The following is a 24,621-nucleotide window of genomic DNA, read 5'->3' on the forward strand; positions in this document are numbered from 1 at the left end:
TAAATTCACCACTTTGATCATCAGTAGAAAGTGAGGCAGCATTAGAATGAAAGCAACTGGAATCGTACGTCGAATTGATGATTTAGGTAGGGTAGTAATCCCGAAGGAAATTCGTAGAACTTTACGTATTCGAGAAGGAGACCCACTAGAAATATTTGTTGATCGCGATGGAGAAGTAATTTTGAAGAAATATTCTCCGATTAGTGAACTAGGTGATTTTGCAAAAGAATATACGGAAGCTTTATACGATAGCTTAGGACATAATGTGCTTGTATGCGATCGTGATTCTATTATCGCAGTAGCAGGCATATCTAAAAAAGAATACTTAAACAAAAGCGTTGGCGATTTAATTGAGAAGACAATGGAAGAGCGTAAGTCTGTAATTATGACGGATGAAAGCGAAATTTCAATTATTGATGGAGTAACAGAAAAAGTTAGTTCCTATACAATTGGCCCGATTGTTGCGAATGGGGATCCAATTGGAGCTGTTATTATCTTCTCCAAAGAGGCTATTATAAGTGAAGTAGAGCATAAGTCAGTAAATACAGCTGCAAGCTTTTTAGCGAAACAAATGGAGCAGTAAGGCCATATCGAATTTTAGAAGTAGCAATCTTTCCTAATTATGATATTTCTTCTTGAGAAATCAATTATTTGGAGATATATGTATATTGAATGAAGGTAGCGCTTTGCTACCTTTTTTCGTTGAACATTTCTAGTGTTGCACGAACGTATTATTACGCGTGTAGGCAAGGAAGCTTGTCCTTTTCTTTATGATATAATACGAGGGGTGAGAATAGAAAAAGGAGTTTTCTTGTATGGAATCGAAGAAGTATCAAGCCTTTTGGCGTGGGGCCATTATATTAACAATCGCAAGTTTTGTTACAAAGGTATTAAGCGCTTTTTACCGTATTCCATATCAAAATATAGCGGGTGATATTGGTTTTTATATTTACCAACAAATTTATCCGTTTTATGGATTTTGTTTAATTTTAGCTACTTATGGGTTCCCCATTATAATTTCAAAAATGGTTGCGGAACGATTAGAGCGAGGGAAACAACAAGAAGCCGAAGAAATTATTTGTGTATCTTTTTGGTTTTTATTAGGAATTGGTTTCATAGGATTTTTTACATTGTTCTTTGGTGCCGAAGCAATTGCAACAGCCATGGGCGATATACATTTAGATAAGCTATTACGTGTTATTTCCTTTTCATTCATATTGATGCCGTTTTTATCTGTAGCAAGAGGATATTTTCAGGGGTTCAATAATATGATGCCAACAGCTGTTTCGCAAGTGATAGAACAAACGATTCGTGTTTCTATTATTGTGTTTTTATCTCTATTCCTAATTGCTCACGGATTTGATTTATATACAGTCGGTGCAGGTGCTATGTTAGGTTCGATCGCAGGTGGACTGATTGGGATTATCGTACTTGTACTTTATATGCGTCATGACTTTCGTTCTATATTCTTCAAAAGTATAAAGAGAATTAAGGGGAAAAAGAGGATCATTAAAATTCTGTTTTGGCAAGGATTGGCGATTTGTGTTAGCAACTTAGTACTTATTTTTATACAAATGGCTGATTCTGTTTCCTTCTATTCCTTACTTGTTAGGGCAGGAGAGCAAGCTGAAAGTGCAAAGGTATTAAAAGGTGTGTATGACAGAAGTATCCCGCTTATGCAATTAGGGACTGTCGTGACAACTTCGTTCTCGTTGTCGCTTATTCCAATTATTACAGCGGCGAAGGAAAGAGGAGATCTTTCCTTTATTCGAGAAAAGGTAAAGTTAGCAATGAAAATAACATTTGTTATTGGATTTGCAGCGGCCATTGGATTAACTTGTATTATTCAGCCTACGAATATTATGTTGTTTGAAAATAGTGATGGGTCAGATGTTTTATCTATTTTATCTCTATCTATTTTGTTTAGTTCATTGTCGATTACAACTGCTTCTATTTTGCAAGGGTTAGGACAAACATTAAAACCAGCACTATTCGTTATATTTGGGGGTTGTTTAAAGTTAGCTTTAAATTATATATTAATGCCGTATTTTGGTGTGAAGGGAGCTGCAATTGCAACAACAGTTGCGTTAATTGTAATTTCTGTGTTAAATAGTGCATTACTTATGCAAGCCGTATCTGAATCGCTTATCGATAAACGTAATATGTTAGGTGTAGTTATTAGTGGTATCGGTATGGGATTTGTATTAATAATGTTTATGCGTGTATTACAAATGTCTGGATTAGTAATTGATACAGAACATAGAGGTATCGCGACAATTGAGGCGTTGTTAGGTGTAGCTATCGGCGGATTGGCGTATATGTTTTTAATTTTAAAATTACGTGTATTTACAAAAGAGGAAATAGGAACCGTGATGAAAAAAGAGAAAAAAGAAGGTTCATTGAAGAAGAGTGGATAGAGGTGGCAGGTTGTGAGTGGAATCATTACTATTTTAGGATTAGGTGCTGGTGAGTTAGATCAGTTAACGATGGGTGTATATCGAAAAATAAAAGAAGCAGATCACATGTTTGTTAGAACGAAGGAACATCCAGTTATAGAAGAATTAGAGAAAGAAGGTATACAATATACAGCCTTTGACAGTGTATATGAAGCACATGATACATTTGAAATTGTATATGAAACAATTGCGAATACGTTGCTAAAACAAGCTGAGGGCGCAGAAATCATCTATGCCGTTCCAGGGCACCCGCTTGTAGCGGAAAGAACGGTGCAGCTATTGTTGGAAAAAGGCGAAGTAGCGAATGTTGAAGTGCGCATTGAAGGTGGACAAAGTTTCCTTGATCCGATGTTTGCAAGTCTAAAGATTGATCCGATTGAAGGATTCCAATTAATTGACGCCACATCATTTGAAAGAGGACAATTAGAATTACGTCAACATTTAATCTTTTGCCAAGTATATGACGCATTCATTGCTTCTGATGTGAAATTAACATTAATGGAGATACTACCAGATGATTATGAAGTGTATATCGTAACAGCTGCAGGGACTTCATTTGAACAAGTTAAAAAGGTACCGTTGTACATGTTAGATCATGAAACGGAGTTAAATAATTTAACGAGTGTATATGTACCGCCAGTTCAGGAACGTGCGTCCCTGTATCAACAGTTTGATGTGCTTAGAGAAATTATTGCAGACCTTCGTGGACCGAATGGTTGTCCGTGGGATAAAAAGCAAACACATCAATCTTTAAAGAAGTATTTAATTGAGGAAGCTTATGAAGTGTTGGAAGCGATTGATGAAGAGGATGATGATCACTTAGTAGAAGAACTGGGTGATATATTATTACAAGTTATGCTGCATGCTCAAATCGGTGAGGACGAAGGTTGGTTCTCTATAGATGATATTATTCGAACTTTATCTGAGAAAATGGTTCGTCGCCATCCGCATGTATTTGGGAATACGGATGTAAATAATGCGGATGAGGTAGTTGCCAATTGGGAAGAAATTAAAAAACAAGAAAAAGGATTCGTGAAAGAATCTGTGTTAAGCGGAGTTCCCAAAAGTTTGCCACAGTTACTACGTGCTTATGAAATCCAGAAAAAAGCTGGCAAGGTTGGTTTTGATTGGGCTGATGTACAACCGATGATAGAGAAAGCCTTAGAAGAATGGCAAGAGTTCCAACAAGAAGTTACAAACATGGATGAGGCGAAGATGTTAGGTGAATTTGGCGATTTACTATTTGCGTTTGTTAATATAGCTCGTCATTATAAAATAGATCCAGAAGAGGCGTTACATTCAACGAATGAAAAGTTCGTCGGTCGTTTCTTATACATGGAGGCAAAGGTAGCTGAAATGAATAAAGAGATGCAAGATTTATCATTAGAGCAGTTAGATGTTTTATGGGAAGAGGCAAAACAAACAGAGCGTTAGTAGGGGGATTTGATATGCGTCTAGATAAGTTTTTAAAAGTATCACGTTTAATTAAGAGAAGAACATTAGCGAAAGAAGTAGCTGATCAAGGAAGAATATCAATTAATGGTCAAGTGGCAAAAGCGAGTTCAGATGTGAAAGTAGCTGATGAATTAACAATTCGTTTCGGTCAAAAAATAGTAACTGTAAAAATAAACGAATTGAAAGAAACGACTAAAAAAGAAGATGCAGCAAATATGTATAGTTTAGTTCGCGAAGAAAAAGTAAAGGCTGAAGAAGGCTTGTTCTAAAATCAATTATCCCTTCATACATTACTATTAGCTAGTATAAATGTATGGGGGGATTTACGTGAATAATGGTTACTCACCTATGTCTTCTAATCAACAAAATGTTTCTGTAGAGCATGATATTATTATGCGTGGCAGGCGTGTAATTGATATTACCGGTGTAAAGCAGGTAGAGAGTTTTGATAGCGAGGAGTTTTTACTTGAGACCGTAATGGGTTTTTTAACAATTCGTGGTCAAAATTTGCAAATGAAAAATTTAGATGTAGAAAAAGGTGTTGTATCGATTAAAGGGAAAGTTCATGAGATGCTGTATATTGATGAGAACCAAGGGGAGAAAACTAAAGGATTCTTTAGTAAGTTGTTTAAATGAGCCTAACAATTCAGTTGTATACGATGCTCTCAATGATCGGAATGGGTGCTTGGATTGGAGCGTCTTTAGATACATACCAACGATTTTTAAAGCGGCAAGAACGTAAACGTTGGCTTGTATTTATACATGATATACTATTTTGGATTGTCCAAGCATTATTCGTTTTTTATGTATTGCTTCTTGTAAACGAAGCTGAACTACGTATATATGTATTTTTGGCATTATTATGTGGTTTTGCGGCATATCAAAGCTTATTGAAAGCAATATACATGAGACTGTTAAATTTTCTCATCTATATTTTTATGCAAACAACACACTTTTTTGTTCAAATTATAAAGCTACTCATGATAAAACCTGTTATTATTATAGCGCAGCTATTTATTGCATTTATATTATTCTTATTTCGTATACTGCTTTCAATTGGACATGTGTTATGGAAAATGGTGATTTGGATATTACTTTTCATATGGAAAGTTTTTTTCTGGCCTGTTCGATTTATTGCTTCGCTCATATGGAAACTTCTCCCTAATCGTGTTAAACTTTTTATAATGAAACATGTAGGGTTCCTGCAATATATAGCAAAATTGAAGGGACACATCTTCCAATTATGGGAGCGTATAAAAAAGAAGTTAGGGGGACCTCGGAAATGAGGGAACTGAGACAAAGAACAATCGAAAAACAGAGTCCAAATCCTGTTAAAGAGCATATAATACAAACGGATGAGAACAGGAAGCGACTTTATCGCCGTTTAGCGGTTTTTCTTGTCTTTGCTTTTACAATTATTGCGAGTATTAGTGTAACGTTTTATCAACAAAACAGTTCCATTAGAGCAAAAGAAGCAAAAGTTAAGGACATGAAAAAAGAACTGGATTCATTAACGAATAAGGAAAAGAGTCTAAAAGACGAAGTTCAAAAGTTAAATGATGAAGAGTACGTATTAAAGATTGCTAGAAGGGATTATTTCTTCTCTGGAAAAGGGGAGATAATTTTTCCTGTTTCTAAGTAGAGTATGTCTTATTGACACTATATTTTAGGATTATATATAATAAAGTAAAATTTGACTTTTTAACCACTAAGGAGGAGCATTTTTTTTATGTCAATCGAGGTAGGCAGCAAGTTACAGGGTAAAGTAACAGGTATTACAAATTTTGGGGCTTTTGTGGAGCTGCCAGAAGGCTTAACGGGTCTTGTTCATATTAGTGAAGTTGCTGATAATTATGTGAAAGATATTAACGATCACTTAAAAGTGGGCGACCAAGTAGAAGTAAAAGTTATTAACGTTGAAAAAGATGGTAAGATCGGTCTATCTATTAAAAAAGCGAAAGAGCGTGAAAAAACAGAAGGAGATCGTCCACGTGGTGAATACCAACGCGGTGGCGGTGGCGATCAACAACGTTCTGGACGTCCACAACGTAATCGTTCTTTTAACAGAGATAACCGTGGCGGCGGTAACGAACGAGCTCCAAAAGAAACATTCGAGCAAAAGATGGCACGTTTCTTAAAGGATAGTGAAGATCGTTTAACTTCTTTAAAGCGTAACACAGAATCTAAACGTGGTGGCCGTGGCGCACGTCGCGGATAATAAGAACGTTTAATTCTTAGCATATAGAGAGGTACTCAGGGCGATTGCTCGGGGTGCCTTTTTATATGTGAAAATATATTTTAAAAAAGTTTTCAAGATGTGTTGACTTTAAATTATATCTGAGGTAAGATACTAATTGTCCGTTAAATAAGACGACATGGCGGTGTAGCTCAGCTGGCTAGAGCGTACGGTTCATACCCGTGAGGTCGGGGGTTCGATCCCCTCCGCCGCTATATTTAATTTAACGGCCCGTTGGTCAAGTGGTTAAGACACCGCCCTTTCACGGCGGTAACACGGGTTCGAATCCCGTACGGGTCATCCTAAAAAGATCATGCAAATTTGCATGATCTTTTTTTTGTTAAATAAACTAAGACATACAACACTTCTACAAAATCACCTTGCATTTTCTGAATTTTCTATTAAAATATTGAAAATAAATTACATACCGTGTATATATGTAGAGTTATTTCGAATAAAAAGTCGAACGATTATAAAAGTGAAAACTGTTGTTTTGACAAAAATCCCAATAATAATCTTTTATAATGACAGTAATTAAACTATGCAGGTGGTGTTAAAAATATGCCTAAAGCAGGAAGGAATACTATGAATACAAGTGCATTGGCAATGAATGAGAGTCAGCTTGGAGCAGTAAAGTGGACGAGTAAGTTGCGAATGAAGTTTGAACAGGTTTTCTTTAGATGGGGATTTATTATTGTTGTTATTGGTTTTCTTTTGGGACGAGCATATATATTAACAAACATTTTACCGTTTGCACTGCCGTTTTTTGCTGCTGTTTATGTTATGAAGCGGGATAAAATGCCGCTCGCGTTCTTGGCTCTAATGGGGGGCGCACTTTCAGTTTCGATAGATAATTTATTCTTTACCTTTGCATCTATTTTTACTTTCTTCATTTATAATATCTTCTTTAGTCGGTTTACACGTAAAACTGTTGGACTTGTTCCATTCCAAGTATTTATCTCCGCATTAACCGCACATTTAGTTGTCGTATATTTTGCACAACAAACTGTCACCATGTACGATCTACTCGTTAGTACGATTGAGGCAGGGCTTAGCTTCGTATTAACTATGATATTTTTACAAAGTGTTCCGCTTTTATTAGAAAGAAAAGGTAAACAGCAAGCGTTAGAGACAGAAGAAATTGTTTGTTTAATTATATTACTAGCATCTGTTTTAACAGGTACAACAGATTGGTTTGTATATGATGCTTCTATTCAACATATCTTTACTAGGTATTTAGTGCTCGTGTTTGCATTTATCGCGGGGGCCGCTACAGGATCTACAGTGGGGGTTGTAACTGGATTAATATTAAGTTTAGCCAATGTCTCCAGCTTATCTCAACTTAGTCTGTTAGCCTTTTCTGGGTTGCTAGGTGGTTTGTTGAAAGAAGGGAAGCGTTTAGGTGTTAGTTTAGGTTTATTAATTGGGACGAGCTTGATTACGCTATATGTAGACAAGCAAACAAACATTGTGACAACTTTAATTGAATCTGGTGTGGCAATTGCTTTCTTCTTATTAACGCCGAAACTTGTTATGGATCGTATTGCTAAATTTATGCCAGGCACACAGGAACATTCGCAAGATCAACAACAGTATTTAAGAAGGATGCGCGATGTTACAGCGAGTAAGATTAATCAATTTGCCAATGTATTTGCTGCTTTATCTAATAGTTTTTCTGTATATGGATATGTAGAGGAGGAAGATAAGGAGACAGAAGCAGATTTGTTCTTAAGTACAATTACTGCAAAAACATGTCAAACATGCTTTAAAAAGGACCAATGTTGGGTAGTTAACTTCGACAAAACGTATGATTATATGAAACAAATAATGAGCGAAACGGAAGAGGGGACGTTGCAGCATAATCGGAAGTTAGTTCGTGAGTGGGACAAGCATTGTGTGAGAGGGAAGAAAGTGACGGATTTAGTAGCAGGCGAATTAGATCACTTCTATGAGGGACAAAAATTACGAAAACAAATGAAAGAAAATCGTAGAATAGTAGCGGAGCAACTATTAGGTGTATCAAAAGTTATGGAAGATTTCGCTAAGGAGATACAAAGAGAACGAGAAAATCATCAAGTACAGGAAGAACAGATTCTGCAAGCGTTTCGTGATTTTGGTGTAGAAATAGAGCATGTTGATATTTATTGTTTAGATAGAGGGGGTATTGATATTGAAATGTTGATTCCAGTTGCATCTAATGAACATGGGGAATGTGAAAAGTTAGTTGCGCCTATGCTTTCTGATATTCTAAAGGAAAACATTGTTGTTAAACATGAAGAAAAATCTTCTTATCCGAACGGCCATAGCTTAATATCATTTGGTTCGGCAAAAACGTATTCTCTTGATACGGGGTTGGCCACAGCCGCAAAAGGCGGTGGGTTTGTTTCGGGTGATTCTTATGCGATGGTGGATTTGAGTGTTGGTAAATATGCGCTTGCAATTAGTGATGGTATGGGAAATGGGCAAAGAGCGCATATGGAGAGTAAAGAAACGGTAAAATTATTGCAAAAAATACTTCAATCAGGCATTGATGAGGAAATAGCGATTAAGTCTATCAATTCTATTCTTTCTTTAAGAACAACAGAAGAGATGTTTACGACGTTAGATTTAGCTATGGTAGATTTGCGGGATGCGAGTGCGAAATTTTTAAAGATTGGATCAACGCCGAGTTTTGTTAAACGCGCAAATAATATTTTGAAAATTGAGGCAAGTAATTTACCGATGGGGATTATCGAGGATGTTGAAGTTGATGTAGTAGGTGAACAATTAAAAACAGGTGATATCCTTATTATGATGAGCGATGGGATTTTCGAGGGAGCGCAACATGTGGAGAATCATGAACTATGGATGAAACGGAAAATTAAAGAATTACAAACCGAAGATCCGCAAGAAATTGCTGATATCATTATGGAAGAAGTGATTCGTTCGGGTGATGGTTATATAAATGACGATATGACTATTGTTGTGGCGAAAGTGAAGAAAAATATGCCGAAGTGGGCTACGATTCCAATTGTAGGAATGCAGGCACAATAAATTTTAAGTGTGAGGTTTCTCTATCGTTATTTCTTTCTAAAAACCTAGGTGGATACCTAGGTTTTTTTACTTTAAAAGATAATGTTATTATTTTTGTGAATATGTACGGATGATGTAAGATAAAAATGTAATTTTTGTATATCTTTTTTTTGCACAATGTTTGTAAAAGTTGTACCATTATAAACAAGGTAACTAACGTTGCTGTTCTTGTTTAATGAAAGGTGATTACGAAGTTGAAAGATACATTTGTTGAGAAGGTAGATGACTTTGTAAAGCAGCATGATGTATTAAAGGAACGTTCAACGATTGTCGTAGGGGTTTCTGGTGGTCCTGACTCTTTGGCTCTTCTATATTATTTGTTAGAAAAAAGAGCAGCAAAACAATTTGAAATTGTAGTGGCACATGTGGATCATATGTTTAGAGGTGATGAATCTCATGAGGACCTACAGTTTGTGCAGAACCTTTGTAAAGGGTTGGGAGTTATTTGCGAAACGATAAGGATTAATGTGTCGCAATATCAACAGCAATACGGAATGAATGCACAGGTTGCTGCTAGAGAATGCAGATATGCATTTTTGGAAAGAATAATGAAGAAATATGATGCGAGATATGTAGCTCTTGGACATCATGGTGATGATCAAGTAGAGACGATTTTAATGCGCCTTGTACGAGGGAGTACTCCGGAAGGATATGCAGGAATTGCAGTGAAGCGTCCTTTTCATAATGGGTATTTAATTAGGCCGTTACTTGGAGTAACGAAGGAAGAAATTGTTGATTACTGTGATAAGCTAAAAATAATTCCCCGTATAGATCCAAGCAATAAAAAGGAAGTATATACAAGGAATCGATTACGTAAATATGTCATTCCTCATTTGAAAGAAGAAAATCCACAAGTGCATGAGAAATTTCAAAAATTTAGCGTGCAGATGCAAGAGGATGAGGCTTATTTGCAGGAATTAGCTTTTGAGAAAATGAATAAAGTAATTACAAAAAAAAGTGATAAACAAATTAGCTTATCAATTCCTGCCTTTGAATCCATGTCTATGCCTTTACAAAGAAGAGGGATTCAACTAATATTAAACTATCTTTATGAATATAAGGTTCCATCTTCTCTTTCCTCTATACATATTGACAAAGTGATTGAGTTTTTTAAGCGGACACAACCTTCGGGTTCACTTGATTTCCCAGGTGATTTAAAAATTGTTCGCACATACGAGGAGTGTAGCTTTGGATTTAAACAAGGAATTGTTTCTCCTTTTTCACAAGATTTATCAGTACCCGGGACAATTACGCTATCGAACGGGGATAAACTTGTAATAGAGGTGAGCGAAGATATACCAAGTAACATGAATGAAACAGTATTTGTTGCTAAGTATAATGATATATCATATCCACTTCGTATTCGTTCTAGGGAAAATGGAGATCGTATGTCAATACAAGGTATGAATGGCACAAAAAAGATAAAAACTATTTTTATCGAAGCAAAAGTACCAAGAGAAAAAAGAGAAGAATGGCCGATCGTTTGTGATGCAAGTGGTAATATTATTTGGGTACCCTTGTTGAAGCGATCTGCATTTGCTATTTCGAAAGAGATGGCAAAGAAGGATAAATATATGATTATTCACTACAAAAGCAAGGAGTCTTCCGGGAGGATAATGAAATGATGAATCAAGATATCGAAAAAGTATTAATTTCTGAAGAACAAATACAAGAAAAGGTGCGCGAATTAGGTGCAATTATTGCAGAGGATTATAAAAACACAGTACCTCTTGCGATTGGTGTATTAAAAGGCGCAATGCCATTCATGGCAGATTTATTAAAGAGAACAGATACATATCTTGAAATGGATTTTATGGCTGTATCTAGTTACGGTCACTCTACTGTTTCAACAGGCGAAGTGAAAATTTTAAAAGATCTTGATACTTCTGTAGAAGGTCGCGATATTTTAATCGTTGAAGATATTATTGATAGCGGTCTTACGCTAAGTTACTTAGTAGACCTATTTAAATATCGTAAAGCGAAGTCTGTAAAAATTGTTACGTTATTAGATAAACCGACAGGCCGCAAGGTTGACTTGAAAGCGGATTATGTTGGATTTACTGTTCCGCATGAATTTGTTGTAGGATATGGATTAGATTATAAAGAGCAGTACCGTAATCTTCCTTATGTAGGAGTATTAAAACCAAGTGTTTACTCAAATTAATTAAATACAGGCGTTACAATTGTATAGGAAAGTTTTTCTATGTTACGATTTACAATAGTGTTTATGCCGTGAGAGGAGGTTAGGAATGAATCGTATCTTCCGTAATACCATCTTTTATTTACTGATATTCCTAGTAGTAATTGGAATCGTGAGCTATTTTAATGGTTCGACACAAAAAACGACATCAGTTAGCTACGATAAATTCATTACTAAACTAGAAAAAGGTGAAGTGCGTAATGTGCAACTTCAACCGAAAAATGGTGTATTTGAGGTAAAAGGACAATTTAACAACTCTAGCCAAGGAGAACAATTTGTTACTTATGCACCAAATACTGAGGAATTACAAAAGAAAATTAATGACAAAGCGCAAGGTGCTGAAGTTAAGTATCAACCAGCAGAAGAAACAAGTGCTTGGGTAACGTTCTTTACTTCTATCATTCCGTTCGTCATTATCTTCATTTTATTCTTCTTCTTATTAAACCAGGCTCAGGGCGGCGGTAGCCGTGTTATGAACTTCGGGAAAAGTAAGGCGAAGTTATATAATGACGAAAAGAAAAAAGTTCGTTTCAGAGATGTTGCTGGAGCGGATGAAGAGAAACAAGAGCTTGTTGAGGTAGTTGAATTCTTGAAAGATCCTCGTAAGTTCGCTGAAGTTGGTGCCCGTATTCCGAAGGGTGTTCTATTAGTAGGACCTCCAGGTACAGGTAAAACTTTACTAGCACGTGCCGTTGCAGGTGAGGCAGGCGTTCCATTCTTCTCTATCAGTGGTTCTGATTTCGTAGAGATGTTCGTCGGTGTCGGTGCATCCCGTGTACGTGATTTATTCGAAAATGCAAAGAAAAATGCTCCTTGTATCATTTTCATTGATGAAATTGATGCGGTAGGACGTCAACGTGGCGCAGGTCTTGGCGGTGGCCATGATGAGCGTGAGCAAACGCTGAACCAATTACTTGTTGAAATGGATGGATTCGGTGCAAACGAAGGTATTATTATCATCGCTGCAACAAACCGACCTGATATTCTTGACCCAGCATTATTACGTCCAGGTCGTTTTGACCGTCAAATTACAGTAGATCGTCCAGATGTAAATGGTCGTGAAGCTGTACTTAAAGTACATGCTCGTAATAAACCGCTTGCTGATAATATCAACTTAAGAGCAATTGCAACTCGTACACCAGGGTTCTCTGGTGCCGATCTTGAAAACTTATTAAACGAAGCTGCTTTAGTAGCTGCGCGTCAAGATAAGAAGAAAATTGATATGAGTGACATTGATGAAGCGACGGATCGTGTTATTGCAGGTCCAGCTAAGAAAAGCCGTGTTATCTCTGAAAAAGAACGTAATATCGTTGCATTCCATGAAGCTGGCCATACTGTAATTGGTGTTGTCCTTGATGAAGCAGATATCGTTCATAAAGTAACAATTGTCCCTCGTGGTCAAGCAGGTGGATATGCAGTAATGCTTCCGAAAGAAGATCGTTACTTCATGACAAAACCAGAGTTACTTGATAAAATCACTGGTTTACTTGGTGGTCGAGTAGCTGAAGAGATTGTGTTTGGTGAAGCAAGCACAGGTGCTCACAACGACTTCCAACGTGCGACTGGTATTGCAAGACGTATGGTTACGGAATTCGGTATGAGTGATAAGCTGGGACCGATGCAATTCGGTAGCTCACAAGGTGGTCAAGTGTTCTTAGGAAGAGATTTCCATTCGGAACAAAACTACAGTGATGCAATTGCACATGAAATTGATGTGGAAATGCAAACGATTATAAAAGAATGTTATGCTCGCGCGAACCAAATTCTTACTGAAAAACGTGATAAGCTAGATCTTATTGCGAAAACGTTACTTGAAGTAGAAACGTTAGATGCAGAGCAAATCAATCATTTATATGATTACGGCAGATTACCAGAGCGTCCAACATCTTCGGATGATGTGAAAGTAAACATCAATATGAAGAAGGACGATGAAGACGTAGAAGATAAGTAAGAGATAAAGGAGTGACAATTGTCACTCCTTTTTTATTTGTAGAAAAATACTAAGTCGGAAAAAATTAAAATAAAATTAGTATTAAAAATTGAAATAGAGAGTAATCTTTTTGTAAAATGATGAGGATAGAAAAGCTGATTATATAAGTATGTGTGATATGATGTTTTTATAAGTTTTATACATACTACATAAATATAGATTAAATAAGATAAGTGGTGAGAATATGATTTTTGTATTGGATGTAGGGAACACAAATGCTGTACTAGGCGTGTTTGAAGAGGGGGAACTTCGTCAACATTGGCGCATGGAAACAGATCGTCATAAGACAGAAGATGAATATGGAATGCTTGTAAAGCAGTTGCTTGAGCATGAGGGTCTTTCGTTTGAAGATGTGAAAGGTATTATCGTGTCTTCAGTCGTACCACCAATTATGTTTGCTTTAGAGCGCATGTGTGAAAAGTATTTTAAAATTAAACCGCTTGTAGTAGGTCCTGGAATAAAAACGGGGCTAAATATTAAATATGAAAATCCACGTGAAGTAGGCGCGGACCGAATTGTAAATGCAGTAGCAGGAATCCACTTATATGGAAGTCCGCTTATTATTGTCGATTTTGGTACGGCTACTACATATTGTTATATTAACGAAGAAAAGCATTATATGGGTGGAGTTATTACGCCGGGAATTATGATTTCAGCAGAGGCTTTATATAGTAGAGCGGCAAAACTTCCTCGTATTGAAATTACAAAGCCAAGCAGTGTTGTTGGAAAGAATACGGTAAGTGCGATGCAATCTGGTATTCTTTATGGTTATGTTGGACAAGTGGAAGGTATTGTTAAGCGTATGAAAGAGGAAGCTAAACAAGAACCGAAAGTTATTGCAACAGGTGGATTGGCGAAATTAATTTCAGAAGAATCGAATGTAATTGATGTTGTAGATCCATTCTTAACATTAAAAGGTTTGTATATGTTATACGAGCGTAATGCAAATTTACAGCATGAGAAAGGTGAATAAATAAGTATGAAAGATTATTTAGTAAAAGCGTTAGCATTTGATGGAGAAGTACGTGCGTATAGTGTACGTACAACAAACACGGTAAGTGAGGCCCAAAAACGTCATGATACGTGGAGAACAGCTTCAGCAGCACTTGGTCGCTCTTTAACTGCCGGAACAATAATGGGAGCGATGTTAAAAGGTGACCAAAAGTTAACAATTAAGGTAGAAGGTAACGGTCCGATTGGCCCGATCTTAGTAGATGCTCATGCAAATGGAGATGTACGTGGCTATGTAACGAATCCGCATGTTGATTTTGAAGGAACAGAACAAGGGAAATTACGTGTATATCAAGCGGTTGGTACAGAAGGATTTGTAACAGTAATTAAAGATATTGGTATGCGTGAGCCGTTTGTCGGCCAATCTCCAATCGTTTCGGGAGAATTAGGAGAAGACTTCACGTATTATTTCGCAGTTTCTGAGCAGACACCTTCTTCTGTAGGTGTTGGTGTTCTTGTAAATGGAGATGACAGCATATTAGCAGCAGGTGGATTTATTCTTCAAATTATGCCAGGCGCACAGGAGGAAACAATCTCATTCATTGAAGATCGTTTGCAAAAAATTCCTCCTGTATCAACATTGATCGAACAGGGGCTGTCTCCAGAAGAGGTACTATATGCAGTCCTTGGGGAAGATAAAGTAAAAGTATTAGAAACGATGGATGTTCAATTTAATTGTACGTGCTCACGCGAACGTATTGAGAGTGTGTTAATTAGTTTAGGTAAAACAGAGTTAGAGCAAATTCGTGAAGAAGACGAAGAGACAGAAGTTCATTGCCATTTCTGTAATGAACGACATAAGTTCTCTAAAGAAGATATTACAAATTTAATTGAGAATTTGTAATAAGGAAATCAAGGGGATTCACCCTCTAAATAGATTGACAAACAGGGAATTTTCTGACAAAATCTAAATATAGATAAAACCAATAAAAATACTCGGTGTTAGGAGTGACAGGAATGCGAGTGGCACAATCAGTTTCAGAATTAATCGGGAAAACGCCGATCGTTAAGTTGAACCGCATCGTAGAATCAGACAGCGCAGATATATACTTAAAATTAGAATTTATGAATCCGGGGAGCAGTGTTAAAGATCGTATTGCATTAGCTATGATTGAAGATGCTGAAAAAAAAGGATTATTAAAAGAAGGCGATACAATCATTGAACCGACAAGTGGTAACACAGGAATTGGTTTAGCGATGGTAGCGGCCGCTAAAGGATATAAGGCAATTTTAGTAATGCCAGAAACAATGAGTATTGAGCGTCGTAATTTATTACGTGCTTACGGTGCAGAATTAGTATTGACTCCAGGGCCTGAAGGAATGGGTGGAGCGATTCGTCAAGCGACTGAATTAGCAAAAGAGCATGGCTACTTTATACCGCAACAGTTCAAAAACCAATCGAATCCAGAAATTCATCGTTTAACAACAGGGCCAGAAATTGTTGAACAAATGGGCGACCAATTAGATGCGTTTATTGCAGGCATTGGTACAGGTGGAACGATTACTGGTGCTGGTGAAGTACTGAAGGAAGCGTATAAAGATATTAAAATTTATGCAGTAGAACCTGCGGATTCACCAGTATTATCTGGTGGGAAACCGGGTCCACATAAAATCCAAGGAATCGGGGCGGGATTCATCCCGGAGACATTGGATGTAGAAGTATATGATGAAATTGTTCAAGTGAAAACAGAGCAAGCATTTGAATATGCAAGAAGAGTGGCTAAAGAAGAAGGTATTTTAGTGGGTATCTCTTCTGGAGCAGTTATTTATGCAGCAACAGAAATTGCGAAAAAGTTAGGTAAAGGGAAAAAGGTACTTGTTATTATCCCGAGTAACGGTGAACGTTATTTAAGTACACCACTTTATCAATTTGAGTCTTAATTATATGCGATTGAAAAAGCATCCTTGAAAAAGGATGCTTTTTCTTTTTGGATTGGAAATAGGAAAAGAGTGAATGACTAGAAAACTTCATGTAAAATAAGAGGTAGTATAATTAATTTATTTTCACTAGCCTTCGAGTATAACCCTTCTATATACATAACGAATGTAGTTTGAAGTGGTTAATATAAGAGGGTGGGATAAAAGAAGACGGGGTGTTGATATGCAACGAAGAAAATCTTTAGCGCTTTCTATTCCATATCAGTTAGATTTCTTTAAGCAGTATAAATTTCTTTCTAAGGATAAACCGCAACATATTTTGTTAGAGAGTGGACGTGGCGGTCGTTATAACATTGTGGGGTTGAACCCAGTAGCGGTAATTCAAGGGAAGGGTGAAACGTTACATATAAGTGAAAGTGGTAAGGAAACAATAAAGCAAGGAAATCCATTAGATTTAATGCAGGAATATATGGAGCGATGGGAAACAGATTATAATCCGGAGTACCCGCCATTTCAAGGTGGTGCAATTGGTTACTTTAGTTATGATTGCATCCGTTATATTGAAAAACTCCCTTCTCTTGCGAAGGATGATATTAATATACCTGATATATTCTTTTTATTATTTGATGATGTGTTTGTGTATGATCAAGAAGAAAAAGTATTATGGATTATTACACATTATGTCGATAAGTATGAAGAGGCAAAAGAGCGATTAAATGAATGGAAGATTCTTTGGACGACAGAAGCGCCGGAAGTGACTATGCCGTTTGTGTGCCCTGAAAAGAAAAGCGAAGCAGTTGCTTTTACTGAAGAAGGCTTTATGAAGGCAGTTGAATGTATTCAAGAATATATTGGGGCTGGTGATGTATTCCAAGTAAACTTGTCGACGAGACAAGAAAGAACGTTACAAACACACCCGCTAGAAATTTATACAAGTCTTCGTGAAATTAATCCATCTCCATATATGGGTTACTTGGAGCTTGGAGATTTTCAAATTGTTAGTGGATCGCCAGAGTTGTTAATTAAGAAACAAGGAACAGAAGTAAGTACAAGACCAATTGCTGGAACGAGATCTAGAGGTGCGAATGAGCAAGAGGATGAAGAATTAGCAAGAGAATTAATTGAGAATGAAAAAGAAAGAGCGGAGCACGTCATGCTTGTAGATTTAGAACGAAATGATTTAGGGCGTGTTTGTAAATATGGCACTGTAGAAGTAGATGAATTTATGGTAATTGAGAAATACTCACATGTTATGCATATTGTTTCTAACGTACGTGGTGAGGTGGAAGAAGATAAAGATGCTTTTGATTTAGTGAAGGCTGTATTCCCTGGGGGAACAATTACTGGTGCCCCGAAAATACGTACGATGGAAATTATTGAAGAATTAGAACCTGTTCGCCGAGGGATTTATACAGGTTCGATCGGATGGATCGGTTATTCTGGAGATACAGAATTGAATATTGTAATTAGAACACTTCTTGCTAAAGATGGAAAAGCGCATGTACAAGCAGGAGCGGGAATTGTAATTGATTCAAATCCGGAAAATGAATATAAAGAGTCGTTAAAAAAGGCGATTGCTTTATGGCGTGCAAAAGAACGTAGCGAAGAAACGGTTAGGTGAGAGAAATGATATTAATGATTGATAATTATGATTCCTTTACATTTAATTTAGTGCAGTTTCTTGGAGAACTTGGACAAGAGCTCGTTGTTAAACGAAACGATGAAGTGACTATTTCGGATATTGAGAATATGAAACCGGACTTTTTAATGATTTCGCCAGGTCCATGTAGTCCGAATGAAGCAGGTATTAGTATGGAGGTTATTCAATACTTTGCCGGAAAGGTTCCGATTTTTGGGGTTTGTCTTGGGCATCAATCTATTGCACAAGTGTTTGGTGGAGAGGTTGTTCGTGCGGAACGATTAATGCACGGAAAAACGTCGCTTATGCATCATGACGGAAAGACGATTTTTTCGGATATTCCTAATCCGTTTACTGCGACGCGCTACCATTCCCTTATCGTTAAGAAAGAGACGTTACCAGATTGCTTAGATGTAACAGCTTGGACAGAAGAAGGGGAAATTATGGCGCTCCGTCATACAACATTACCGATTGAAGGTGTACAGTTCCATCCGGAATCGATTATGACTTCCCATGGGAAAGAGTTGTTGCAGAATTTCATTCGTAAATACAGTCCAAGTGTGACGGTATGTTAATTTACGTAAATGGTGAGTATGTAGAGGCAAGTGAAGCGAGAATTTCTCCGTATGACCATGGTTATTTATATGGTCTTGGAGTTTTTGAGACGTTTCGTATTTATAATGGTCATCCTTTCTTATTGGATGATCATTATGATCGTTTAATAGATGCACTGAATACATTGCAAATTAAATTTACAATGACAAAAGATGAAGTGCTGCTTATTTTGAAGGGTTTACTCGTTAAGAATGAATTAGAGCATGCGTATGTACGTTTTAATGTATCGGCTGGTATAGATGAAATTGGATTGCAAACGGAAATGTATGAAGAACCGTCTGTTATTGTTTTTATAAAACCTTTAGCAGCCCCGGGAGATGTAGTGGAAAAAGAAGGGGTTATTTTAAAGCAAGTGCGAAATACACCAGAGGGTGCGTCTCGCTTAAAGTCTCATCATTATTTAAATAACATTTTAGGAAAACGTGAAATTGGAAGTGTTGTGAATAGGGAAGGTATTTTCCTTACTGAAGCAGGTTATGTTGCAGAGGGTGTTGTTTCGAATCTCTTTTTTGTGAAAGGTGATATTTTGTATACACCTTCGTTAAAAACAGGGATTTTAAATGGTATCACTCGTGCGTTTATTATAAAGGTTGCTGAAGAGCTGGGTATAGAGGTAAAGGAAGGTTTCTTTACAAAAGATGAATTACTTTCAGCTGATGAAGTTTTCGTAACAAATTCAATTCAAGAAATTGTTCCACTTTATTATATAGAGGGACGAGATTTCCCGGGTAAAGTAGGTATGGTTACAAAAAGGTTTATGAATCTTTATGAAATGCAGAGAGAGAAATTGTGGAGTAGAAATGAATTGTGAAGAGGAGATGTGTAGTTTGAAGTGGGAATATGATTTGCGCTGCGGCGAATATACATTGAACTTAAATGAAAAAACTTTAATTATGGGGATTTTAAATGTAACGCCAGATTCATTTTCTGATGGTGGGAGTTACAACGAGGTAGAGGCTGCGGTGCGCCATGCGAAAGAAATGCGAGATGAAGGTGCTCATATTATTGATATTGGCGGTGAATCTACTCGCCCGGGTTTTGCTAAAGTATCAGTGGAAGAAGAAATCAAACGAGTTGTTCCAATGATTCAGGCGGTTTCAAAAGAAGTGAAATTGCCTATTTCTATTGATACGTATAAAGCTGAAGTTGCAAAACAAGCAATCGAAGCTGGCGCTCATATTATTAATGACGTTTGGGGAGCGAAGGCGGAACCAAAAATCGCTGAAGTTGCAGCTCATTACGATGTACCTATTATCTTGATGCATAATCGCGATAACATGAATTACCGCAATTTAATGGCTGATATGATTGCCGATTTATATGACAGTATTAAAATTGCTAAAGATGCTGGTGTGCGAGATGAGAATATCATTTTAGACCCAGGCATCGGTTTTGCTAAAACACCCGAACAAAATTTAGAAGCGATGCGTAATTTAGAACAGTTAAACGTACTAGGTTATCCAGTTCTCTTAGGTACTTCTAGAAAGTCCTTTATTGGACATGTGTTAGATTTACCGGTAGAGGAACGTCTTGAGGGAACGGGAGCTACCGTTTGTCTTGGCATTGAAAAGGGTTGTGAGTTTGTTCGTGTTCATGATGTGAAGGAAATGGCACGTATGGCTAAGATGATGGATGCGATGATTGGTAAGGGGGTAAAGTAATTGGATAAAATTTATGTTCATGATATGGAGTTTTACGGTTATCATGGTGTATTCCCAGAGGAAAATAAATTGGGTCAGAGATTTAAAGTGGACTTAACGGTGGAGTTGGATTTGAAACAGGCAGGAGAAAGTGATGACTTAGAGCATTCTGTCAATTATGGAGAGCTTTTCGAGTTATGTAGAAAAGTTGTTGAAGATAGAACGTATAAGCTTGTAGAGAGTATCGCTGAAAATATCGCTGCAGATATATTGAAACAATATGAGAGTATTTCAAGATGTACGATAAAGGTAATTAAACCAGATCCGCCGATACCTGGGCATTATCGTGCTGTAGCAGTGGAAATTACGAGAGAACGACCATGAATAATATAGCTTACATTGCATTAGGTTCAAATATCGGAGAACGTTATACGTATTTAACAGAAGCGATTCAGTTTTTAAACAAAAACCCGTATATCCAAGTTAACGATATGTCATCTGTATATGAAACAGAACCAGTTGGCTATACTGACCAAAGTTGCTTTTTAAATTTAGTTATAAAAATTTCTACCAATTTATCACCGCAAGAGTTATTGAAAATTACACAAAGAGTAGAGAATGATTTAGGAAGAAAAAGGGAAATTAGATGGGGTCCGAGGACCATCGACCTTGACATTTTACTATATAATCAAGAAAATATTGAAGCAGAGAATCTTATTGTTCCGCATCCGCGGATGTTCGAAAGAGCTTTTGTTATCGTTCCGTTGTTAGAGATTAATCAAGATATTAAACAAAACATTTCACGTTCACAAGTAGAAGAAATGAAAAGGCGAGAGGGAGTAACGGTATGGAAGCAGAAAAATGGGGAAGACGCATTCGTGCTTTTCGAAAGCTAAAAGGCTATACGCAAGAAGGTTTTGCTAAAGAATTAGGGGTATCTGTATCTGTTTTAGGTGAAGTTGAGAGAGGGAATCGATCGCCTTCCCAAGATTTTGTAGTAGAAGTTGCTAAGGCATTGAAGGTTTCGGTGGAGGAATTAATGCCAAAGTGACTATGAAGGAAGGAGTAAGTCGAGTGTTAAAGATCGCAAATATTGAGATGAAAAACCCGGTTGTATTAGCACCGATGGCGGGAGTGTGTAATTCTGCATTCCGTTTGACAGTGAAAGAATTTGGTGCAGGCCTAGTTTGTGCTGAAATGGTAAGTGATAAAGCGATATTGCTTAATAACAAAAGAACATTAGATATGTTATATATTGATGAAAGAGAAAAGCCATTAAGTTTACAAATTTTCGGCGGAGAGAAAGAAACTCTTGTAGATGCTGCGAAATATGTAGATAAATATACGACAGCAGACATTATTGATATTAATATGGGGTGCCCAGTACCGAAAATCATTAAGTGTGATGCGGGAGCAAAGTGGCTTTTAGACCCGAATAAAATATATGAAATGGTAGCGGCAGTTGTAGATGCTGTTGAAAAGCCAGTTACAGTTAAGATGCGTATTGGTTGGGATGCAGATCATATTTTCGCAATTGAGAATGCGAAAGCTGTTGAGCGTGCTGGCGGACAAGCGGTAGCGGTTCATGGGCGTACACGAGTACAAATGTATGAAGGGAAAGCGGATTGGGATATTATTAAACAAGTAAAGCAAGCTGTAAATATCCCGGTTATCGGAAATGGTGATGTCGAAACGCCACAAGATGCAAAGCGAATGCTTGATGAAATTGGTGTGGATGGTGTTATGATTGGTCGCGCTGCCCTTGGGGACCCGTGGATGATTTATCGTACGGTAAAGTATTTAGAGACAGGTGAATTAATGCCGGAACCGACAGTGCGTGAGAAAATTGACGTGTGTATGTTGCATCTAGATCGTCTTATCGATTTAAAGAACGAAAATGTCGCTGTAAGAGAGATGAGAAAGCATGCAGCTTGGTACTTAAAGGGTGTTCGAGGTAATGCAACTGTACGCAATGGTATCAATGCTTGTAATACGCGTGAAGACCTTGCGAATGTATTAGGTGCATTTGTAGACGAAGTAGAAGCGAAACAACAAACGATTCACGTTGGTTAATAATAGATAGGGAAGATTGACATTCTTCTATACACTTCCTATAATTACGTGAAAGAAAGAAGAACTGCCAGCTGGTTGCTGGCAGTTTTTCTAGTTGAGTAGAAAATGCTATACTGTATATATTGTAAAAATTAATAGAGCTGGAGTGATATCAATACCATGGATAACATGAACCACGAAGAATTAAACGACCAATTGCTTGTTCGTCGTGAAAAGTTACATAACTTACGTGAGCAAGGAATCGATCCGTTCGGTAAACGATTTGAACGTACAAATGCAACAAATGACTTATTAAGCTTATATGGAGAGTTCTCTAAAGAAGAATTAGAAGAGAAAGAAATCTCTGTTTCTATCGCTGGTCGTATTATGACAAAACGCGGTAAAGGAAAAGCTGGATTTGCACATATTCAAGATTTACATGGACAAGTTCAAATTTATGTTCGTAAAGATGCTGTTGGAGATGAAGAGTACGAATTATTTAAAACAGCAGATTTAGGTGACTTAGTAGGTATTGAAGGTAAAGTATTCAAAACAAACGTTGGAGAACTTTCAGTGAAAGCAACGGGCTTTACACTATTAACGAAATCTCTTCGTCCATTACCGGATAAATATCATGGGTTAAAAGATGTTGAACAACGCTACCGTCAACGTTACTTAGATTTAATTACAAGTATGGAAAGCCGTGAAACATTCGTTACTCGTAGTAAGATCATTCGTGAAATGAGAAGATACTTAGATGACAATGGTTACCTTGAAGTGGAAACGCCTATGATGCATGCAATTGCAGGTGGAGCTTCTGCACGTCCTTTCATTACGCACCATAATGCGTTAGATATGGAATTATACATGCGTATCGCAATTGAACTTCATTTAAAACGCCTTATTGTGGGTGGATTAGAAAAAGTTTATGAAATCGGTCGTGTATTCCGTAATGAGGGTGTATCAACTCGCCATAACCCAGAGTTTACAATGATTGAATTATATGAGGCGTATGCTGATTATAAAGATATTATGAAACTAACAGAAAATATGGTTGCTCATATTGCGAAGCAAGTACTAGGTACAACAACAATCCAATATGGTGATTATGAAATTAATCTAGAGCCAGAATGGACACGTCTTCATATGGTAGATGCAATTAAAGAACACTCTGGAGCAGATTTCTGGAATCCAATGAGTGTAGAAGAAGCGCGTGAACTTGCAAAGGAACATAATGTAGGTATTAAGGATACGATGGAAGTTGGTCATATTATAAACGAATTCTTCGAACAAAAAGTAGAAGATAAATTAATCCAACCAACATTTATTTACGGTCATCCGGTAGAAATTTCGCCACTTGCGAAAAAGAATGATGAAGATCCGCGATTCACAGATCGTTTCGAATTATTTATCGTTGCACGTGAACATGCAAATGCATTCACTGAGCTAAATGATCCGATTGATCAAAAAGAACGTTTTGAAGCGCAATTAAAAGAACGCGAACAAGGTAATGATGAAGCTCACATGATGGATGATGATTATATTGAAGCTCTTGAGTACGGCATGCCTCCTACAGGTGGACTAGGAATTGGTATTGATCGTCTTGTTATGTTATTAACGAATGCACCATCTATTCGTGATGTATTATTATTCCCTGCTATGCGTCATAAGCAAGACTAAGCTTTGGAGATTTCTCCAAAGCTTTTTTTATTTGAGTAAGAGCTACGTGGGGATAGTAGCTCTTGAGGGGCGAGAAATTATATTTATATAGAAGAAATGTGCTGTTTTTATACTTTTTTACTAAGTTAAAAATTTTATTAGAAAAACTATTGCATTTTAATAATCAAACTGGTATATTTATATTCGTTGCCACGAAAGGTAACAAGCAAAACAAACGAAAAACAACTTATTGAAAAAAGTTGTTGACGAAAATATAACGAAATGTTATATTAATAAAGTCGCTTCTGAGCGACAGACAAGTTCTTTGAAAACTGAACGAAACAAACAACGTGAAACGTCAATTTTTATTTTTAGATGCTAGACAAACTAACTTTATTGGAGAGTTTGATCCTGGCTCAGGATGAACGCTGGCGGCGTGCCTAATACATGCAAGTCGAGCGAATGGATTAAGAGCTTGCTCTTATGAAGTTAGCGGCGGACGGGTGAGTAACACGTGGGTAACCTGCCCATAAGACTGGGATAACTCCGGGAAACCGGGGCTAATACCGGATAACATTTTGAACTGCATGGTTCGAAATTGAAAGGCGGCTTCGGCTGTCACTTATGGATGGACCCGCGTCGCATTAGCTAGTTGGTGAGGTAACGGCTCACCAAGGCAACGATGCGTAGCCGACCTGAGAGGGTGATCGGCCACACT

Annotated in this window: 24 protein-coding genes, 2 tRNA genes and 1 rRNA gene (1 of these 27 only partly in view); all 27 read left to right on the forward strand. The window is 37.2% G+C overall.

Annotation, left to right across the window (positions count from 1 at the left end; genetic code table 11):
* Positions 1-46: 46 nt before the first annotated feature.
* A complete protein-coding gene (gene spoVT, locus KZZ19_RS00305) occupies positions 47-583 on the forward strand; it encodes a stage V sporulation protein T (RefSeq protein ID WP_000648310.1) in 537 nt (178 codons plus the stop codon).
* A gap of 232 nt (positions 584-815) precedes the next feature.
* A complete protein-coding gene (locus KZZ19_RS00310) occupies positions 816-2,417 on the forward strand; it encodes a putative polysaccharide biosynthesis protein (RefSeq protein ID WP_237982463.1) in 1,602 nt (533 codons plus the stop codon).
* Between the two features lie 12 nt (positions 2,418-2,429).
* The gene (gene mazG, locus KZZ19_RS00315; protein WP_237982462.1) at positions 2,430-3,890 is read left to right on the forward strand and encodes a nucleoside triphosphate pyrophosphohydrolase; all 1,461 of its coding nucleotides are present in this window, start codon (positions 2,430-2,432) and stop codon (positions 3,888-3,890) included.
* Positions 3,891-3,904: 14 nt separating this feature from the next.
* Entirely contained in the window at positions 3,905-4,180 is a 276-nt protein-coding gene (locus tag KZZ19_RS00320) for an RNA-binding S4 domain-containing protein (protein WP_001234876.1), read from the forward strand.
* 58 nt (positions 4,181-4,238) lie between these two features.
* A complete protein-coding gene (yabP, locus tag KZZ19_RS00325; RefSeq protein WP_001059101.1) occupies positions 4,239-4,547 on the forward strand; it encodes a sporulation protein YabP in 309 nt (102 codons plus the stop codon).
* On the forward strand, positions 4,544-5,197 hold the full coding sequence (gene yabQ / locus KZZ19_RS00330) for a spore cortex biosynthesis protein YabQ (protein ID WP_048562631.1): 654 nt from the start codon (positions 4,544-4,546) through the stop codon (positions 5,195-5,197). Before yabP ends, yabQ begins: the two co-directional genes overlap by 4 nt.
* On the forward strand, positions 5,194-5,553 hold the full coding sequence (divIC, locus tag KZZ19_RS00335; protein WP_001208737.1) for a cell division protein DivIC: 360 nt from the start codon (positions 5,194-5,196) through the stop codon (positions 5,551-5,553). The genes yabQ and divIC overlap by 4 nt, the downstream gene beginning before the upstream one ends.
* An 87-nt stretch (positions 5,554-5,640) precedes the next feature.
* On the forward strand, positions 5,641-6,129 hold the full coding sequence (locus KZZ19_RS00340; protein ID WP_000021454.1) for a S1 domain-containing RNA-binding protein: 489 nt from the start codon (positions 5,641-5,643) through the stop codon (positions 6,127-6,129).
* Between the two features lie 159 nt (positions 6,130-6,288).
* Positions 6,289-6,362, forward strand: a tRNA-Met gene (locus tag KZZ19_RS00345).
* Positions 6,363-6,375: 13 nt separating this feature from the next.
* Positions 6,376-6,447, forward strand: a tRNA-Glu gene (locus KZZ19_RS00350).
* Between the two features lie 261 nt (positions 6,448-6,708).
* Positions 6,709-9,180 (forward strand): stage II sporulation protein E, encoded by a 2,472-nt coding sequence (spoIIE, locus tag KZZ19_RS00355; RefSeq protein WP_140392303.1) that lies wholly within the window; start codon positions 6,709-6,711, stop codon positions 9,178-9,180.
* Positions 9,181-9,413: 233 nt separating this feature from the next.
* Complete coding sequence (gene tilS, locus KZZ19_RS00360) at positions 9,414-10,844, forward strand: tRNA lysidine(34) synthetase TilS (RefSeq protein WP_237982461.1); 1,431 nt, start codon at positions 9,414-9,416, stop codon at positions 10,842-10,844.
* Positions 10,841-11,383: a hypoxanthine phosphoribosyltransferase gene (gene hpt / locus KZZ19_RS00365; protein ID WP_000981842.1), complete on the forward strand. Its 543-nt coding sequence runs from the start codon at positions 10,841-10,843 to the stop codon at positions 11,381-11,383. Before tilS ends, hpt begins: the two co-directional genes overlap by 4 nt.
* 85 nt (positions 11,384-11,468) lie before the next feature.
* Positions 11,469-13,370 carry an ATP-dependent zinc metalloprotease FtsH gene (gene ftsH, locus KZZ19_RS00370; protein WP_237982460.1) on the forward strand — a complete coding sequence of 634 codons (1,902 nt, stop codon included), beginning with the start codon at positions 11,469-11,471 and terminating at the stop codon, positions 13,368-13,370.
* Between the two features lie 223 nt (positions 13,371-13,593).
* Complete coding sequence (locus KZZ19_RS00375; protein WP_000578367.1) at positions 13,594-14,382, forward strand: type III pantothenate kinase; 789 nt, start codon at positions 13,594-13,596, stop codon at positions 14,380-14,382.
* A gap of 6 nt (positions 14,383-14,388) precedes the next feature.
* On the forward strand, positions 14,389-15,264 hold the full coding sequence (hslO, locus tag KZZ19_RS00380) for a redox-regulated molecular chaperone HslO (RefSeq protein ID WP_088094791.1): 876 nt from the start codon (positions 14,389-14,391) through the stop codon (positions 15,262-15,264).
* A gap of 113 nt (positions 15,265-15,377) precedes the next feature.
* On the forward strand, positions 15,378-16,301 hold the full coding sequence (gene cysK / locus KZZ19_RS00385) for a cysteine synthase A (RefSeq protein ID WP_001261702.1): 924 nt from the start codon (positions 15,378-15,380) through the stop codon (positions 16,299-16,301).
* Between the two features lie 220 nt (positions 16,302-16,521).
* The gene (gene pabB, locus KZZ19_RS00390) at positions 16,522-17,919 is read left to right on the forward strand and encodes an aminodeoxychorismate synthase component I (protein ID WP_237982459.1); all 1,398 of its coding nucleotides are present in this window, start codon (positions 16,522-16,524) and stop codon (positions 17,917-17,919) included.
* A 5-nt stretch (positions 17,920-17,924) separates the two neighbouring features.
* Positions 17,925-18,512 (forward strand): aminodeoxychorismate/anthranilate synthase component II, encoded by a 588-nt coding sequence (pabA, locus tag KZZ19_RS00395; RefSeq protein WP_237982458.1) that lies wholly within the window; start codon positions 17,925-17,927, stop codon positions 18,510-18,512.
* The gene (gene pabC, locus KZZ19_RS00400; RefSeq protein ID WP_237982457.1) at positions 18,506-19,363 is read left to right on the forward strand and encodes an aminodeoxychorismate lyase; all 858 of its coding nucleotides are present in this window, start codon (positions 18,506-18,508) and stop codon (positions 19,361-19,363) included. Before pabA ends, pabC begins: the two co-directional genes overlap by 7 nt.
* On the forward strand, positions 19,353-20,213 hold the full coding sequence (gene folP, locus KZZ19_RS00405) for a dihydropteroate synthase (RefSeq protein ID WP_237982456.1): 861 nt from the start codon (positions 19,353-19,355) through the stop codon (positions 20,211-20,213). The genes pabC and folP overlap by 11 nt, the downstream gene beginning before the upstream one ends.
* Positions 20,214-20,576 (forward strand): dihydroneopterin aldolase, encoded by a 363-nt coding sequence (gene folB, locus KZZ19_RS00410; protein ID WP_088094795.1) that lies wholly within the window; start codon positions 20,214-20,216, stop codon positions 20,574-20,576. It abuts the gene before it with no gap.
* The gene (gene folK / locus KZZ19_RS00415) at positions 20,573-21,088 is read left to right on the forward strand and encodes a 2-amino-4-hydroxy-6-hydroxymethyldihydropteridine diphosphokinase (protein ID WP_237982455.1); all 516 of its coding nucleotides are present in this window, start codon (positions 20,573-20,575) and stop codon (positions 21,086-21,088) included. Before folB ends, folK begins: the two co-directional genes overlap by 4 nt.
* Positions 21,040-21,243 carry a helix-turn-helix domain-containing protein gene (locus tag KZZ19_RS00420; RefSeq protein ID WP_000387029.1) on the forward strand — a complete coding sequence of 68 codons (204 nt, stop codon included), beginning with the start codon at positions 21,040-21,042 and terminating at the stop codon, positions 21,241-21,243. The genes folK and KZZ19_RS00420 overlap by 49 nt, the downstream gene beginning before the upstream one ends.
* A gap of 23 nt (positions 21,244-21,266) precedes the next feature.
* On the forward strand, positions 21,267-22,265 hold the full coding sequence (dusB, locus tag KZZ19_RS00425; RefSeq protein WP_140392305.1) for a tRNA dihydrouridine synthase DusB: 999 nt from the start codon (positions 21,267-21,269) through the stop codon (positions 22,263-22,265).
* A 159-nt stretch (positions 22,266-22,424) separates the two neighbouring features.
* Positions 22,425-23,924, forward strand: a complete 1,500-nt coding sequence (gene lysS / locus KZZ19_RS00430; protein WP_000369672.1) for a lysine--tRNA ligase — start codon at positions 22,425-22,427, stop codon at positions 23,922-23,924.
* Positions 23,925-24,296: 372 nt separating this feature from the next.
* Positions 24,297-24,621 (forward strand): 16S ribosomal RNA (locus KZZ19_RS00435) (it continues 1,227 nt past the right edge of the window).

This window comes from Bacillus thuringiensis (assembly GCF_022095615.2).
Lineage (GTDB): Bacteria > Bacillota > Bacilli > Bacillales > Bacillaceae_G > Bacillus_A > Bacillus_A cereus_AG.